16 protein-coding genes, 1 tRNA gene and 1 pseudogene are annotated in these 15,208 nt (G+C 44.2%); 15 read left to right on the forward strand and 3 right to left on the reverse strand.

Annotation, left to right across the window (positions count from 1 at the left end):
- Positions 1–64: 64 nt before the first annotated feature.
- From ybgC to queC, 9 genes are all read left to right on the forward strand, one after another.
- The gene (gene ybgC / locus BM021_RS03610; protein ID WP_090718970.1) at positions 65–475 is read left to right on the forward strand and encodes a tol-pal system-associated acyl-CoA thioesterase; all 411 of its coding nucleotides are present in this window, start codon (positions 65–67) and stop codon (positions 473–475) included.
- Entirely contained in the window at positions 472–1,152 is a 681-nt protein-coding gene (tolQ, locus tag BM021_RS03615) for a protein TolQ (RefSeq protein ID WP_090718972.1), read from the forward strand. The genes ybgC and tolQ overlap by 4 nt, the downstream gene beginning before the upstream one ends.
- Before the next feature lie 19 nt (positions 1,153–1,171).
- Positions 1,172–1,585 (forward strand): protein TolR, encoded by a 414-nt coding sequence (tolR, locus tag BM021_RS03620; protein ID WP_090718974.1) that lies wholly within the window; start codon positions 1,172–1,174, stop codon positions 1,583–1,585.
- A gap of 10 nt (positions 1,586–1,595) precedes the next feature.
- On the forward strand, positions 1,596–2,675 hold the full coding sequence (tolA, locus tag BM021_RS03625; protein WP_090718976.1) for a cell envelope integrity protein TolA: 1,080 nt from the start codon (positions 1,596–1,598) through the stop codon (positions 2,673–2,675).
- Positions 2,676–2,723: 48 nt separating this feature from the next.
- Entirely contained in the window at positions 2,724–4,022 is a 1,299-nt protein-coding gene (gene tolB / locus BM021_RS03630) for a Tol-Pal system beta propeller repeat protein TolB (RefSeq protein ID WP_090718978.1), read from the forward strand.
- A gap of 32 nt (positions 4,023–4,054) precedes the next feature.
- Positions 4,055–4,573, forward strand: coding sequence for a peptidoglycan-associated lipoprotein Pal (gene pal, locus BM021_RS03635; protein WP_090718980.1), 519 nt, complete (start codon positions 4,055–4,057; stop codon positions 4,571–4,573).
- 2 nt (positions 4,574–4,575) lie between these two features.
- Positions 4,576–5,469 carry a tol-pal system protein YbgF gene (gene ybgF, locus BM021_RS03640; protein ID WP_090718982.1) on the forward strand — a complete coding sequence of 298 codons (894 nt, stop codon included), beginning with the start codon at positions 4,576–4,578 and terminating at the stop codon, positions 5,467–5,469.
- An 86-nt stretch (positions 5,470–5,555) separates the two neighbouring features.
- Complete coding sequence (gene queE / locus BM021_RS03645; RefSeq protein ID WP_090718984.1) at positions 5,556–6,212, forward strand: 7-carboxy-7-deazaguanine synthase QueE; 657 nt, start codon at positions 5,556–5,558, stop codon at positions 6,210–6,212.
- A 37-nt stretch (positions 6,213–6,249) separates the two neighbouring features.
- A complete protein-coding gene (gene queC / locus BM021_RS03650) occupies positions 6,250–6,954 on the forward strand; it encodes a 7-cyano-7-deazaguanine synthase QueC (protein ID WP_090718986.1) in 705 nt (234 codons plus the stop codon).
- Positions 6,955–6,978: 24 nt separating this feature from the next.
- Here queC and folB read toward each other — a convergent pair whose 3' ends face one another.
- Complete coding sequence (gene folB, locus BM021_RS03655; RefSeq protein WP_090718988.1) at positions 6,979–7,356, reverse strand: dihydroneopterin aldolase; 378 nt, start codon at positions 7,354–7,356, stop codon at positions 6,979–6,981.
- Between the two features lie 112 nt (positions 7,357–7,468).
- Between folB and plsY the strand changes: the two genes are divergently transcribed.
- Positions 7,469–8,083, forward strand: a complete 615-nt coding sequence (gene plsY / locus BM021_RS03660) for a glycerol-3-phosphate 1-O-acyltransferase PlsY (protein ID WP_090718990.1) — start codon at positions 7,469–7,471, stop codon at positions 8,081–8,083.
- A 1-nt stretch (position 8,084) separates the two neighbouring features.
- On the opposite strand, the gene tsaD is transcribed toward plsY, so the two are convergent.
- A complete protein-coding gene (gene tsaD / locus BM021_RS03665; protein ID WP_090718992.1) occupies positions 8,085–9,116 on the reverse strand; it encodes a tRNA (adenosine(37)-N6)-threonylcarbamoyltransferase complex transferase subunit TsaD in 1,032 nt (343 codons plus the stop codon).
- Positions 9,117–9,271: 155 nt separating this feature from the next.
- On the opposite strand from tsaD, the gene rpsU reads away from it, so the two are divergent.
- The 5 genes from rpsU to BM021_RS03690 all read left to right on the forward strand — a co-directional run bounded on the left by rpsU (position 9,272) and on the right by BM021_RS03690 (position 14,364).
- Positions 9,272–9,484, forward strand: coding sequence for a 30S ribosomal protein S21 (rpsU, locus tag BM021_RS03670; RefSeq protein WP_013648785.1), 213 nt, complete (start codon positions 9,272–9,274; stop codon positions 9,482–9,484).
- A gap of 101 nt (positions 9,485–9,585) precedes the next feature.
- Positions 9,586–10,032 (forward strand): GatB/YqeY domain-containing protein, encoded by a 447-nt coding sequence (locus tag BM021_RS03675; protein WP_090718994.1) that lies wholly within the window; start codon positions 9,586–9,588, stop codon positions 10,030–10,032.
- Between the two features lie 94 nt (positions 10,033–10,126).
- A complete protein-coding gene (dnaG, locus tag BM021_RS03680; RefSeq protein WP_090718996.1) occupies positions 10,127–11,923 on the forward strand; it encodes a DNA primase in 1,797 nt (598 codons plus the stop codon).
- Positions 11,924–12,341: 418 nt separating this feature from the next.
- Positions 12,342–14,258: an RNA polymerase sigma factor RpoD gene (rpoD, locus tag BM021_RS03685; protein ID WP_090719005.1), complete on the forward strand. Its 1,917-nt coding sequence runs from the start codon at positions 12,342–12,344 to the stop codon at positions 14,256–14,258.
- A 29-nt stretch (positions 14,259–14,287) separates the two neighbouring features.
- A tRNA-Ile gene (locus BM021_RS03690) sits at positions 14,288–14,364 on the forward strand.
- A gap of 17 nt (positions 14,365–14,381) precedes the next feature.
- Here BM021_RS03690 and BM021_RS16550 read toward each other — a convergent pair.
- Positions 14,382–14,633: pseudogene (locus tag BM021_RS16550) on the reverse strand (tyrosine-type recombinase/integrase); the annotation flags it as partial.
- Positions 14,634–15,208: the final 575 nt, after the last annotated feature.

Here is a 15,208-nt window from a genome sequence, read left to right on the forward strand (position 1 = left end):
CACATCTGTCAGATTAGTATTATTCATACCTTAAATGTTCAGGTATTCAGGTCTTCAATAAGAAATGTCAAACACTAATTTTTCATTTCCGGTTCGTGTTTATTATCAAGACACAGATGCGGGCGGGGTGGTATATCATTCAACCTACCTTAATTTCATGGAACGAGCACGCTACGAATGGCTCAGGGAATTAGGATTTGATGTCAATTCATTGATTGAAATTCACCAGATATTGTTTATGGTACGTTCGCTTGAAATTGAGTATTTCAAGCCGGCAGTACTGGATGATTTATTGTACGTGACGGTTGCCATTACAGAGGTAGGCAGGAGCCGCATCATACTATCTCAGGAAATTTTATGCCGTTATATCAAATTAGTAAGCGCCACTATCCATGTGGTTTGTGTCGGTACAGGAACACTTAAACCCGTGAGTATTCCTGTGCCATTACGTGAGAAAATTGGGAAACCCGCATGAGTACAACAGTAACACAAGATATGTCATTTCTTCATCTAATCAGTAGCGCTAGTCTCCTGGTGCAACTGGTGATGTTGATTTTGGTAATGGTTTCACTCTTATCATGGTGGTTTATTTTTCGTAAATTGTTTGTTATTCGCAATGAAATAAAGAGGACCGATGATTTTGAGGATATTTTCTGGCGTGGCGCCGATTTGAATGCGCTTTATCATCGCACAACAAATTCGCGCTATGCGTCAGGCAGTATGGAACGTATCTTTGCAGCCGGTTTTAGTGAATTTAATAAACATCCATCAGGATCAGATCTTGACGCGGTGATGGAAAGTACCCGAAGAGCCATGCGTGCGACCTATCAACGGGAAATGGATTATCTAGAATCACATTTATCGTTTCTGGCTACAGTTGGATCAGTCAGCCCCTATATCGGCCTGTTAGGTACCGTATGGGGGATTATGAATTCTTTCCGCAGCTTATCCAGCATTACACAGGCAACCATTGCCCATGTTGCACCGGGAATTGCAGAAGCCTTGATTGCGACAGCAATGGGGTTGTTTGCGGCGATTCCTGCTGTGGTGGCTTATAACCGTTACGCGAGTGGTACCGATCAACTGGCTACCCGGTTTGAGAGCTTTATGGAAGAATTATCCAATGTGTTACAACGGCGTGCAGCCGGATAAACAGGATTGAGAGGATTGTATGGCGCGTCGTGCCAAGCATCGACTAATGAATGAAATCAATGTAGTGCCTTACATTGATGTGATGTTGGTGTTGCTGATCATTTTTATGATTACAGCACCGATGATTAACCATGGGCAAATTGAGCTGCCTCAGATTGGCAAATCGTTGGCGGTTCCTGTGGCGCCGCTGGAAGTGATCATTAAAGCGGATGGCAGCCTGACCTTGAGGGATCGCGCCAAATCATCGGTAGAGCAGAAAGTGGATCGAGATCAATTAATTGAGGCGATCAAGCAAAAGCAGGCGCAACATGCGGAACAGCCAGTCGTGATTGCTGCTGACAAAAATGTGCGCTACGAAGAAGTCATTAAAGTAATGGATATTCTTCAGCAAAATCAAGTGCAGAAAGTAGGTCTGCTGGCTCAACAAAAATGAATCATCTGTAATGAGTGTGAGCGTCTTACGCAATACGCCTTATTCAGAGCCTAGATCATTTCTGGCTGGTGTACTGGCTGTGTTGGTGCATCTGGTTTTTATTGCGCTATTGATTTTTGGCGTGAGTTGGAAGGATCATCCACCAGAAGGAATGGTCGTGGATATATGGACCGAACTGCCCAAGCCTGTTCAGGAATCGGTAAAGACTCAGCCGCCTCCCAAGCAGCCTAAGCCTGTTCAGGAACCTGCCAAGCCTAAGTCAGAGCCGGAACCAGAACCAGAGCCACCTAAGCCGGAGCCACCCAAACTCGAGCCGCCCCAACCCGAATCGCCTAGACCGGAGCCGGTTAAACCTCTGCCTCAGAAACCCGTTACGGCAGCGCCTGTTAAAAAACCTGATATCGCCATGAAGCAGAAGCCTGAGCCGGTTAAAGAGGCTAAATCGGATCTGGAAGAACAAAAGAAAAAAGAACAGGAAAAAATAAAAGAACAAGAACGGTTAAAAGAACTCGAGAAGCAAAAGGAGCTTGAGAAACAAAAAGAACTAGAGAAGCAGAAAGAACTGGAAAAGCAGAAAGAATTAGAAAAAAAGAGAGAGCTGGAGAAGCAAAAGGAACTAGAAAAACAGAAAGAATTAGAGAAGCGTAAAGAAGAGGAGAGGCAGAAGGAGTTAGAAAAGCAGAAAGAACTCCAGAAACAGAGAGAGGAGCTGGCAGCCCAACAGCAACGTGAGAAAGAGGCGAGAGCTCAGCGGGAAGCTGAGGCTCAACGTGCTGCACAGCAAGCAGCTGCAAGAAATCAGATTACGAATGAGATTTCAAAATATAAGGCCATGATTCTTGCCAAGATCAGGAGTAGAATCGTCATGCCGCCTGATTTGCCTGGTAATCCAGTGGTTGAATTCAATGTTACGCTACTGCCGGGCGGCGATATTTTGGATGTCAGGTTAAGCAGGAGTAGCGGGTATGCGGCTTTTGACAGTGCCGTCGAGCGTGCGATTTTCCTATCAAAACCATTGCCGCTACCGCCCGAGCCTGCTTTATTCAATGAATTTCGTAACCTGAATATAACAGTGCATTATCGTGAATGATTGTTATAATCACCAGGAAACTTTCTGCTTTCTAACAATTTAATACTTATGTCAATTCATTGGTTCAAACATATCCGTAGTGCATTGATCGTGCTGTTATGGTGGATCAGTGCCCCGTTACATGCACAACTGAATATCGAGATTTTTGGCGGGGGAGCATCTCGTATTCCCATCGCCATTGTGCCTTTCGCAGACGAGAATAAACTGCAACAAAGCATTACACCTATCATCAGTGCTGATTTGCAGCGCACCGGTTTGTTTAGATTGGTCGATCCTGCTGGATCGTCTCCACATACACCAACCGAGGTAGTTTACGCCGATTGGGCTAACCGGGGAGCTAATGCCTTAGTAATTGGCCGTGCAATCAGCTTGCCTGGCGAACAGGTAGAAATTCAATTTCGGGTGATGGATGTTGCTAAGAAATCGCAACTCACAGGCTTGGCAATCACTGTTCCTTCCACGCAATTGCGTGCTGCGGCGCATCGGATTGCGGATGTTATTTACGAAGCACTGACGGGCGATGTGGGGGTGTTTAGCACACGTATTGCATATGTGCTGAAACGTGGCAACAAATATGCTCTGCAGGTGGCCGATTCGGACGGCTATAATGCGCAATCGATCATTGAGTATACGGAACCGATTATTTCTCCGGCCTGGTCACCGGATGGCAACCAGCTGGCTTATGTTTCATTTGAAAACAAAAAGCCGGTCGTTTATGTGCAAACATTGGCGACACGTGAACGCAGGGCGGTTGCCAGCTTTAAAGGCAGTAATAGCGCCCCGGCCTGGTCTCCTGATGGCAAAAGACTGGCTGTCGTTTTAACCGGACAAGGTGGTTCACAAATATTCCTTGTAAATGTCGATGGCAGTGGTCTGCAAAGGCTCAGCAGGAGTTCCGGAATTGATACTGAACCCAGTTTTTCTCCCGATGGCCGGTCGATCATATTTACTTCCGATCGCGGTGGTAGTCCACAAATATACCGCATGTCAGTAAGCGATACTGAAAACAGCCGTGCAGAACGCCTTACCTTTGAGGGCAATTACAATGTCAGCCCGGATTTCAGCCGGGATGGCAAAAGTTTTGCTTTTATCCACCGGCATAATAATCAATTTAATGTAGCCGTTCAGGAGATTGGCTCACGTCAAGTACAGATACTGACAAATTCCAAATTTGATGAATCTCCCAGTTTTGCACCCAACGGTAAAATGATCTTATATGCAACCGAGATTGATGGGCATGGTATATTATCCGCTGTCTCCAGGGATGGGCAGACAAGGCAACATCTTTCAGTACAAACAGGCGATATCAGAGAGCCAGCATGGGGGCCTTTACCAAAATGGAAGTAATCATTTAATTTTTAGTCAAGGGGAGTTAATAAATGAGGAAGTTAGTAGGTGTTTCATTAATTGTTCTGTTATCAGCGTGTGCCAGCCAAACAACCCAGCCTGAGGTTGAAGATCTGGCAGGCAGTGCGGGCAACGGTTTGGGAGGAAGTGATCTGATGGGCTCCGGTTCTGATAGAGCCAGTTATTTTAGTCAATTGCAAGACCCCAACAGCATCCTGTCACAGCGTAGCGTTTATTATGAATATGATAGCTATACCGTTAAAAGTGAATACCGCGAATTGGTGCTGGCCCATGCCAAATTCTTGCGGGATAATGCGAGCGCCAGTGTAATTCTGCAAGGGAATACGGATGATCGTGGTAGTCGTGAATATAACCTCGCGTTAGGACAGCGTCGCGCCGATAGCGTAAAAAATATGATGACGCTTGCCGGTGCGCGGGATGGACAAATTGAAGCCGTTAGCTTGGGGGAAGAAAAACCGCGTGCATTGGGGTATGGTGAATCAGCCTGGAGTCAGAATCGTCGTTCCGATATCATTTATCGAGGTGAATAAACATGCTGATACGCGCTTTTTTTTTATTGCTACTAGTGAGCTGTAATGTGAGTTATGCAGCATTGTTTGGTGATGATGAGGCACGCGAACAAATCAGTGCATTACGTAAACAGGTCAATGAAATGGAAGCGCGTATCGCCAAGATGGAGCAGGCACTGAACAGCCAAGCATTACTCGAGCTTTATGCGCAGGTTGAAACGCTTGGGCTCGAGTTGGGAAAATTAAACGGGCAAATAGAAATGCTGAGTAATGATAATGGTCTGTTGCAAAACAGACAAAGAGATTTCTATATTGACCTGGATAATCGATTGCGTCAGATTGAACAGCCTGACAAGCGAACCCCTTCTTCTCAGACAAGCCCTAAAAGTTCTCCCCAGAGCATGGTAACTCCTCCGCCTGAAGAGCAGGCAGTAGCGCCACCTGTAGCAGGAATAGCGGAATCGATATTAACTGAAGAAACAGTTGCCATGGTGCAACCTGACGCCGGATCAGTATCAGCCGTTGAACTGTTACCGCCCAGTCCGATAGAAAATAGTGCCTATAAGGAAGCCTTTAATTTATTTAAAGACGGGGATTATGCGAATGCCATCGCGCAATTTGAGAATTTTCTGGAGAATTACCCTCAATCTAGTCTGGCACCCGGTGCTGCCTATTGGGTTGGCAATGCACGCTATGCATTGCGGGATTACAAGGCGGCAATTGATGCGCAAAGAAGATTGATCAATAAGTATCCGGATAGCCTTAAAGCACCGGATGCTTATCTTAATATCGCCACTAGTCAGCATGAGATGGGCGATAACAAGGCAAGTAAGCATACTTTAGAAGATTTGGTCGCAAAATATCCCCACAGTGAAGCAGCAAAAAAAGCCAAGCAACGTTTGGCTAATTTCAAATAAAATTCATCATTCACAAATAGCACCTCGCTATTTGTTGCATTAACCGGCAACGCGGTTAAAGTTTTTCTTCCAGCTAATCAGTCATTGTGCAAACGCTAGAAACGACAACTTTGCGTATCAGTGAGATTTTCTTTTCCTTGCAGGGCGAAACAAGCCGAGTGGGTCTACCGACGGTTTTTGTACGCCTGACGGGCTGTCCTTTGCGTTGTGGTTACTGTGATACCGCCTATGCTTTTAGCGGGGGTGAGAGCCTGTCGGTAGCCAATATCCTAGATCAAGTAGCGCAATATAAAACCCATTATGTCACGGTTACCGGCGGAGAACCATTGGCGCAGAAAGCCTGTTTGGTCTTGCTGACAGCATTATGTGAAGCGCGGTATTCAGTATCACTTGAAACCAGCGGCGCACTGGATTTATCCCAAGTAGACAAACGCGTATGCAAAGTGATGGATATCAAGACACCCGGTTCGGGCGAGGTGATCAAAAATAATTGGCTGAATCTTGCTCACCTGACACAGCGCGATGAGATCAAGTTCGTACTTTGCGATGAGGCCGATTATCAGTGGGCTTGTGAAATCATTCACAGCAAGCAATTACATCAGATATGCCCCATTTTGTTTTCGCCTGCTTATAAGAGCCTTGATTCCGCGGCACTCGCGGCATGGATTTTGCGTGACGCGTTACCGGTTAGGATGCAGATTCAGATGCATAAATTATTGTGGGGAGAGGGGCCGGGACATTGAAATTTGCAGCATTCCAATCTATTAAGCTGATCAGCATATGAAAAAAGCGGTTGTATTGTTATCGGGTGGATTGGATTCTGCGACGATACTGGCCATTGCACGGCACCAGACATTTGAATGTTATGCCTTAAGTCTTGATTACGGTCAGCGGCATCGATCAGAATTAGAAGCTGCGCAGAAGGTTGCTCAATCGTTATGTGCTCATGCACACCAAATTATTAAATTGGATTTGACAGTATTTGGCGGATCAGCACTCACAGACTGGTCGATCGAAGTACCAACTTCTGGCGAAACTAAAACTACAGACATACCCATTACCTATGTCCCAGCCAGAAATACCATCATGCTGTCGCTGGCGCTGGCATGGGCCGAAACTATGGATTGTCAGGATATTTTTATCGGTGTGAATGCAGTGGATTATTCCGGTTATCCGGACTGCCGTCCAGAATACATTCAAGCATACGAGCAGATGGCAAATCTAGCAACCAAGGCGGGAATTGAAGGCAGAAAACTTACCGTTCACGCGCCACTCATCCATTTATCCAAGAAAGAAATTATCGAGGCGGGACTTGCACTCGGAATTGATTACGGGCTGACTATTTCCTGTTACCAGGCGGATGAATTGGGGCGGGCTTGCGGTATTTGTGATTCCTGTCGTATTCGACATGCCGGATTTGCTGCAGCGGGTGTGGCAGACCCGACGCGCTACCAGTCACCAGCTGATGATAGCAAGCAAGTTTGATGCTGGATGCTCAAAACAATCCAGCTACAAGGTTAACTGACTGCCTGAAGTGTCAGACCTTCGTTCAATACATACCCCAAGCTTTTTTACCCCACGTATAATTCCAAGTTTTGCAACACTGACTTTAACCCACGGTGATTTGAATTCTTTCAGGATGGTTTGTGCGATATGTTCAGCCAATGCTTCCAGCAGAGAAAAATGCTTTTCTGCCAAGATTTCGCTAATTCTCTTGGTGACTAATGCATAATCTAGCGCATCTTCAATACGATCGGACTTGCATGCGTTGCTGCTGGGAAGTGCAATCTCCAGATCCACCTGGATGGTCTGAGGAACCTTGCGTTCCCATGGATAAATTCCGATTAAGGTTTTGGCTTTAAAGTCGTGCAGAAAAATAATATCCATTGAGATCAAACGATAAAATGAGTGGGTTTATTTTTGGGTTGCTGGAAAGCTTCGGTGTGAAGAATACAACATTTTATTCTATTTTTATTTTGCATGGGTGGTGCTAATACGCATGATGATAGTAGTGTTTGCTTTGTTGGCTTATTTGTTGGGGTCGATTTCCTTTGCTGTAGTGTCCAGTTGGATTTTTAAATTGCCCGACCCGCGCACTTACGGCTCAAGGAATCCCGGAGCCACGAATGTGTTACGTAGCGGTAAAAAGGCTGCGGCTGTTTTTACACTGCTTGGCGATGCCGGAAAAGGCTGGTTTGCAGTAGCTCTGGCGCAATATTATGCACTGCTTTGGGACTTGGGTAAGGAGGCCATTGCCGTAGCTGCAGTGGCAGTATTCTTAGGGCATGTGTTTCCGGTTTTTTTGCGTTTTCAGGGGGGAAAGGGTGTAGCAACTGCGGTGGGCGTGCTGCTGGGGCTGAATCTCTGGGTGGGTTTGATGACACTAGCAACGTGGTTATTGGCTGCTATGATCTGGCGCATATCATCCTTGTCCGCTTTGATTGCGGCTATACTGACACCAGTTTATACCGTGAGCATGCTGGGGTTTGAAGAAAGTACCCCGGCAGTTCTGCTTATGTCATTAGTGTTGATTTGGCGTCATCAGTCCAATATTGTTAATCTGCTGGCAGGTAAGGAAGGGCGTATTGGTGAGAAAAAATCTCCCGGTTCCTGACTTAATCGTCCGCTGCCTCAAGCATTTCCAGATTCCAGCGTGCATTGACGGTAAAGCTGCGTGCTGGTTGCCATACTTTATCAGGTGTAGCCTGCAGCCGCATCGCGCCAGCAAAAGCAATCATCGCGCCATTATCAGTACAGAATTCAAGCTTCGGGTAAAAAACAGTTGCACCGATTGAAGCTGCTTTTTTGCTGAGATTCTGACGTAATTGATCATTAGCACCGACACCTCCCGCCACGACTAGTTGCGTGAGGCTTGTCTGTGACAGAGCCGCCAGGGATTTTGCTGTTAAAACTTCTACAACGGCCTCTTGGAAGGCTAAGGCAATGTCTGCGCAGATTTGTTGCGTGACTTCCTGTTTATTGATCAGAGTAAGTACCGCAGTTTTCAGGCCGCTAAAGCTGAAATTGAGATCTCCGCTATTAAGCATCGGTCTCGGGAGTTTGAAACGTCCTGAGCGACCTTGCCGTGCCAGTTTTGATAAAGCTGCTCCTCCCGGATAGCCTAATCCCAGCAATTTGGCTGTTTTATCAAAAGCCTCGCCTGCGGCATCATCAACAGTCTCGCCCAGTAATTTGTATTGACCAACAGCATCAACTTGCATTAATTGCGTATGACCTCCCGATACCAGCAGTGCTATAAACGGAAATCTCGGTGCAGGGGTAGATAATAAAGGCGATAATAGATGCCCCTCCAGGTGATGGATACCCAGCGCAGGGATTTTTAGCGCAAAACTCAGGGCAGCGCCAATACTGGCGCCTACCAGAAGGGCACCGGCCAACCCCGGGCCTTGCGTATAAGCGATGGCGTTGATTTGTTGCAGTCGACATTTTGCGGTAAATAAAGTTTGTTTGATTAACGGCAGCACGCGCCGGATATGGTCGCGCGAAGCCAGTTCTGGCACTACACCACCATATTCACTGTGCATTTCTATTTGAGAGTAGAGCGTATGACTGAGTAGACCCTGTGTTGTGTCAAAAAGTGCGATTCCAGTTTCATCGCAAGAAGTTTCAATACCTAGAACAAGCATTAAGAAAAAATAGAAGAGAAAATTTGTTCTTTTTTAGCAGAGCTTTTGATGTTATAATCAAAAGCTTTTGTTGCGTCTTATCTAATTTTATTGTTTGGTGTGGGATAAATTCAAGTTCTTATTGTATATTAACTAATCGAGGTTTTTGCATATTTATGACGACTATTAAAGTTAAGGAAAACGAGCCATTTGAAGTTGCTATGCGGCGCTTTAAGCGATCGATAGAAAAAACAGGGATACTAACTGAACTGCGTGCTCGTGAGTTTTATGAAAAACCAACAGCGGAGCGCAAGCGCAAGCTGGCGGCGGCTGTAAAGCGCAATTATAAACGTTTGCGCAGCCAATTGCTCCCTCCTAAGCTTTATTAGATCAATAGTAATAAAATTAATTTGGAAGTAACTTAACGCTTTTTTGGTATTTGTAGAAACTTAATGGCCAGTTGATAATTAATCATATCGAACTTTTTGCTATGAGTTTAAAACAGAAAATTACTGAAGACATGAAGGCGGCTATGCGCTCAGGTAATACCAAGCAACGGGATACTATTCGTTTGCTGCAAGCCGCTATTAAACAACGCGAAGTAGATGACCGCATCGTGCTTGATGATGCAGCTGTCATTGCGGTGATTGAAAAGATGCTTAAGCAGCGAAGGGATTCTATTGCGCAATATGAAGCTGCGCAGCGAACCGATCTGGCTGATATTGAGAAAGAGGAAGTTGCTATTTTAAGCATCTATATGCCCCTAGCACTCAACGATTCAGAAATAGATGCCTTGATTGCTGAAGCGATTTCCGAAACAGGGGCAAAAGGCGTGCAGGACATGGGTAAAATAATGAACTTTTTGAAGCCGAAGCTCGCCGGGCGTGCTGATATGGCTAAAGTATCAACCTTGATTAAGAAAGAAATATCAAGCTGAGATTAAGCTTTTAGAGTTTCTGATCTTTAACTAATTGTAGCTGCTTAAATTTTAACTTTTATATTTGCTGGGCATTATTGATAGCTTTCGATAGATGATCCCTCAGCCTTTTATTCATGATTTGCTCAGTCGTGTAGATATCGTTGATGCGATTGATCGGCATGTATCTCTGAAAAAAGCAGGCGCTAATTTTGTAGCTTGCTGTCCATTTCATAATGAAAAAACTCCTTCATTTACAGTTAGTCAGACCAAGCAGTTTTATCATTGTTTTGGTTGTGGGGCACATGGTAATGCGATTAGTTTTTTGATTGAATATAGCGGCTTGAGCTTTATCGAAGCAGTGCATGACTTAGCAGCTTATGCGGGGATGCAAGTACCAGTACAGCTAATTGATGCACCTTTTAAACCCATTGAATCACATATATCGCCTTCTTCGGTGGCGGAGAATAAGGATAATAATGCGGAGATATTCCCACAGGATTTAATAAAAGCACTGCGCGTTGCTACGCAGTTTTATAGAGAGCAATTGAAAATTTCAGAAAAAGCTATTACTTATCTCAAAAAACGTGGCTTATCAGGCAAAACGGCTGCGCGGTTTTCGATGGGTTATGCGCCTGCTGGCTGGCAAAGTCTTGAGGCGGTTTTTCCTGACTATAAAAGCGAAAGAACGCGTAAATTATTAGTGAGTGCAGGCTTGGTAATTATTTCCAATGAAGGCAGGCAGTATGATCGATTCAGAGATCGCATCATGTTCCCGATTCTTAATCAAAGAGGGCAGATTATTGGCTTTGGCGGCCGGGTATTAGAGCAGGAAGAGCCAAAATATCTCAACTCTCCAGAAACAGTTTTATTTGAGAAAGGGCGGGAATTATATAACTTTTTTTCAGCTCGTCGCGCCATTCGTGAAGTAAATCATGTAGTAGTTGTAGAAGGTTATATGGATGTGATCGCACTTTCTCAGCATGGGATTGATTATGCAGTAGCCGCCTTGGGGACAGCAACGACCAGCTTCCATATTCAGAAACTTTTACGTCAGACTGATCATATTATTTTTTGTTTTGATGGCGACAAGGCTGGTAGAAAAGCGGCTTGGCGTGCACTTGAGAATAGCTTGCCATTCATTTCAGATGGTAAGTATGTAGATTTTCTTTTTTTACCTGAAGGAGAAGATCCTGACAGTTATGTGAGGCAATACGGAAAAGCATCCTTTGAACGGCAATTTAAGCAAGCTATTCCTTTATCAGAATTTCTATTTAAGGAATTATGTTCTGGAATAAATCTTCAAACCAGTGAAGGCCGCGCCAAACTAGTAAGTGATGCAAAGCCCCTATTGCAGCAAGTAAAAGCATCGGCATTATCCGTAATACTTTTGAAGCGTTTAGTTGAGCTGAGTAAAATTAGCCAAGGTGAATTGGAGGATTTGTTACAAATAAAGCGCACATCAAGTATTCGTAAAATGAAAAATGTATCTAAAAAACAACCTATTACACCTTATCATTGGTTGATTCTGATCATACTGAACAATCCAAGTCATGTGATTAAACTGGATAGAGATTTGCTTGTCAAATGCAGTGAAAACAATGAAGAAGCTGCTGCACTAAAAACACTGGTTGATTTTCTAGATTCACATCCTCACTTGATTGAAAGTAAATCAACACCTTCAATACTGACTTATTTACAAGACAATCCATATAAGGCATTACTGGAAAGTATTGAAAGTGAAACTTTGGGGTGGAGTGATGCGATTGATTTGGAGGCAGAACTCTTGGGAGCGTTAGAGAAATTGCAACAAATACAGCGTAAGAAACGCATGACAGAGCTGCATAGCAAGTCTTTGAATAAGCTAACCGATGAAGAGAAGCAAGAGTTACAACGATTGGCAATGTTATGAAATCAGTGACAGGATGTCAGTAGTATCTGAATTTTGATATAATCTAATATTTTCAGCTTCTAATTTATCCATATTATTGGAATCGAATATGCCAAAAACAAGAGCGGTTAAGTCAAAAGATACTGAAGTTATCAAAAAAGAGAAAGTAACAATTAGAAAATTGAAAGATACCGATAAAGAAATGATGGAAAAAGAAGAGCTTGATCAAAAAAAAATTGAGACAACTGCTACTGAAGTGAGTGAAAAAGCAATGAGTGAAGGTGAGGCTAATTTAAGAGCATCTTCTAAAACAGCTCATCAAAGTATTGATGAGATAGCGCAAGCTGTGTTAAACACAAGTGATGTCGAGCCAAACAACGGCAAAAAGACCCGAGGCAGAACTCCTAAAAAAATAAAGTCAGCCTCTGACAAGGAGCAGATGAGTGAGTTAGAACCTCTTTCTGGTAGTCAGGGCAGTATTACGCTACCGCAAGATATGGAAGCACGCCGTATGCGCCTGAAGATGCTGATCGGATTGGGCAAGGAACGCGGGTATTTGACCTATGCTGAAATCAATGATCATCTGCCTGATGACATGTTAGATGCGGAACAGATAGAAGGCATCATCAGCATGATCAATGATATGGGTATATCCGTGCATGATGAAGCGCCTGATGCTGAAACATTGCTGATGTCAGATGCCGCAACCACTGTTGCTGATGAGGATGTGGCGGAAGAGGCTGAAGCTGCGCTTTCTACGGTAGATTCTGAGTTTGGACGTACAACAGACCCAGTGCGTATGTATATGCGTGAAATGGGCTCAGTAGGTTTGTTGACGCGCGAGAGTGAAATTGAGATTGCAAAACGTATTGAAGCCGGTCTGCGCCATATGATTCAAGCAATCTCAGCATGCCCGCCGATTATTGCAGGAATTGTCGATCTGGCAACTGAAATTGAAAAAGATAATCTCCGTATTGATGAAGTTGTGGATGGATTGCTGGATACCAGTGCGCAAGACATGATGAATGAAGAATTTTCAGAAGAAGCATTGGAGCAAGAATTGGAAGCCAGTGACCTCGATAATGAAGACGAAGATGAAGATGGAGACAGCGCGGCAGTTGCGAGTGCCAACTTATTGAAATTAAAGACTGATGCTCTCGAGCGCTTTGCAATTATTCGTGAAATATATAACGAAATGCAAGCTCTCCTTGAGAAAGAGGGGCCTTATCATTCCGGATATATCGAGTTACAGGATAAAATTTCATCGGAACTGATGGGGATTCGTTTTTCGGCAAAAATGGTGGAGAAGCTATGTGACACGCAACGTGCGCTTGTTAACGATGTGCGTAACTACGAGCGCAAGATAATGGATTTATGCGTAACCAAAGCAAAAATGCCAAGGAATTATTTCATCAAGACTTTTCCTGGAAATGAAACGAACTTGAAGTGGGTAGCGCAGGAAATCGAAGCTGGAAAACCGTATGGTCAAGCACTCGAGCACTATAAGCCTGCAATTATGGAGGAACAGCAGAATTTACTGGCACTTAGAAATAAAGTAGGTATTCCCATCAAGGATCTGAAAGAAATTAATCGCAAGATGTCCACCGGTGAAGCAAAAGCGCGTCGAGCCAAACGTGAAATGACTGAAGCGAATTTACGTCTGGTGATTTCCATTGCTAAGAAATATACCAATCGGGGATTGCAATTTCTAGATCTGATTCAGGAAGGCAACATTGGTTTGATGAAAGCAGTAGATAAATTTGAATATCGGCGTGGCTATAAGTTTTCTACTTATGCAACATGGTGGATACGTCAGGCAATTACCCGATCAATCGCTGATCAGGCGCGTACTATCAGGATTCCGGTGCATATGATTGAAACCATAAATAAAATGAATCGTATTTCGCGTCAGATTTTGCAGGAAACGGGACAAGAACCGGAGCCAGCAGTTCTAGCGCAGAAAATGGAAATGCCTGAAGAGAAAATTCGCAAAATTCTTAAGATTTCCAAAGAACCGATTTCTATGGAAACACCAATTGGTGATGATGAAGATTCACATTTGGGGGATTTTATCGAAGATTCAGCAACCATGGCGCCTGCCGATGCGGCAGTCTATGCCAGCTTACGGGGCGTCACAAAGGATATACTCGATTCTCTGACACCGCGTGAAGCTAAGGTATTACGTATGCGTTTTGGTATAGAAATGAATACAGATCATACGCTGGAAGAAGTTGGAAAACAGTTTGATGTTACACGTGAACGTATTCGGCAAATTGAGGCCAAAGCCCTACGTAAATTGCGCCACCCAGCCCGCTCGGAACGCCTACGCAGCTTCCTTGATACGGGTAATAATTGAGAAAGCTTAAAAATAATAATATGAATATAGGGTCTGTAGCTCAGTTGGTTAGAGCAGGGGACTCATAATCCCTTGGTCGCTGGTTCGAGTCCAGCCAGACCCACCAAAAATCAAGAGGTTAGATTAATTTCTAACCTCTTTTTTCTTTCTAGTGTGACAGAATTGTGTCATCAAGGATATTAGAAACTAGCTCGGCATGCTGCATAAGTTGCGGTTTTGCATACCGCCTTACCATCTCTTCCGACTCCAGCCTCTAAGCTCCTGCAATACATTCACGGGCGTACCTTGTTGAGCTAGCCAGATTGCCCATGTATGACGCAGGTCGTGCCATCTAAAATTTTCTATTCCTGCTCGTTTTAATCCTTGCTTCCATGCGCGAGTATTAGCCCATGCAATCGGATTACCTCGATATGTAAATAACGTGAGTTCGACATAAGAAAAGCTGTAACAAGGAATCCGGATTCCTTATGATGAAACGATTATGAGAAAGAGCTTCATCACTGGAGGAGTCAGATTCCGATGGATGCTATAGCGATTTTTTTGTGCAATTGACGACTTTTGTAAAGGATTTGGGTCGTGGTGGGAGCAGCACTTGCTGGAATCCCCGCTAAAGCTGCGTCGGCGGCGAGGGGAGCTGTGTCTTAGTGAAATCATGACGATCGTGGTGGGATTTCATCTGTCGGACTACCGGACGTTTAATTTCCATTTCTATTTCATAAGTGAAATAATAGACGTAACTTATGAAATAGAAATGGAATAATTAGTTCAGTCTGAACAATCCACAACATTCTGATTCTGTGTGATGAATTGATGAATTAAGGCGATTAAATTCACCAGTTTTTGGTAAAATTGCTACAATTTCCTGCAAATTTAGCGAGGGTTAGATGGGGCCAAAGCCGTGCACGCAAAAGAGTAATGACCTGTTCCGCCAGCGACTGGACGAACTGGTC

Origin of the sequence: Nitrosomonas sp. Nm166 (assembly GCF_900112825.1) — a bacterium.
Classification (GTDB): Bacteria; Pseudomonadota; Gammaproteobacteria; order Burkholderiales; family Nitrosomonadaceae; genus Nitrosomonas.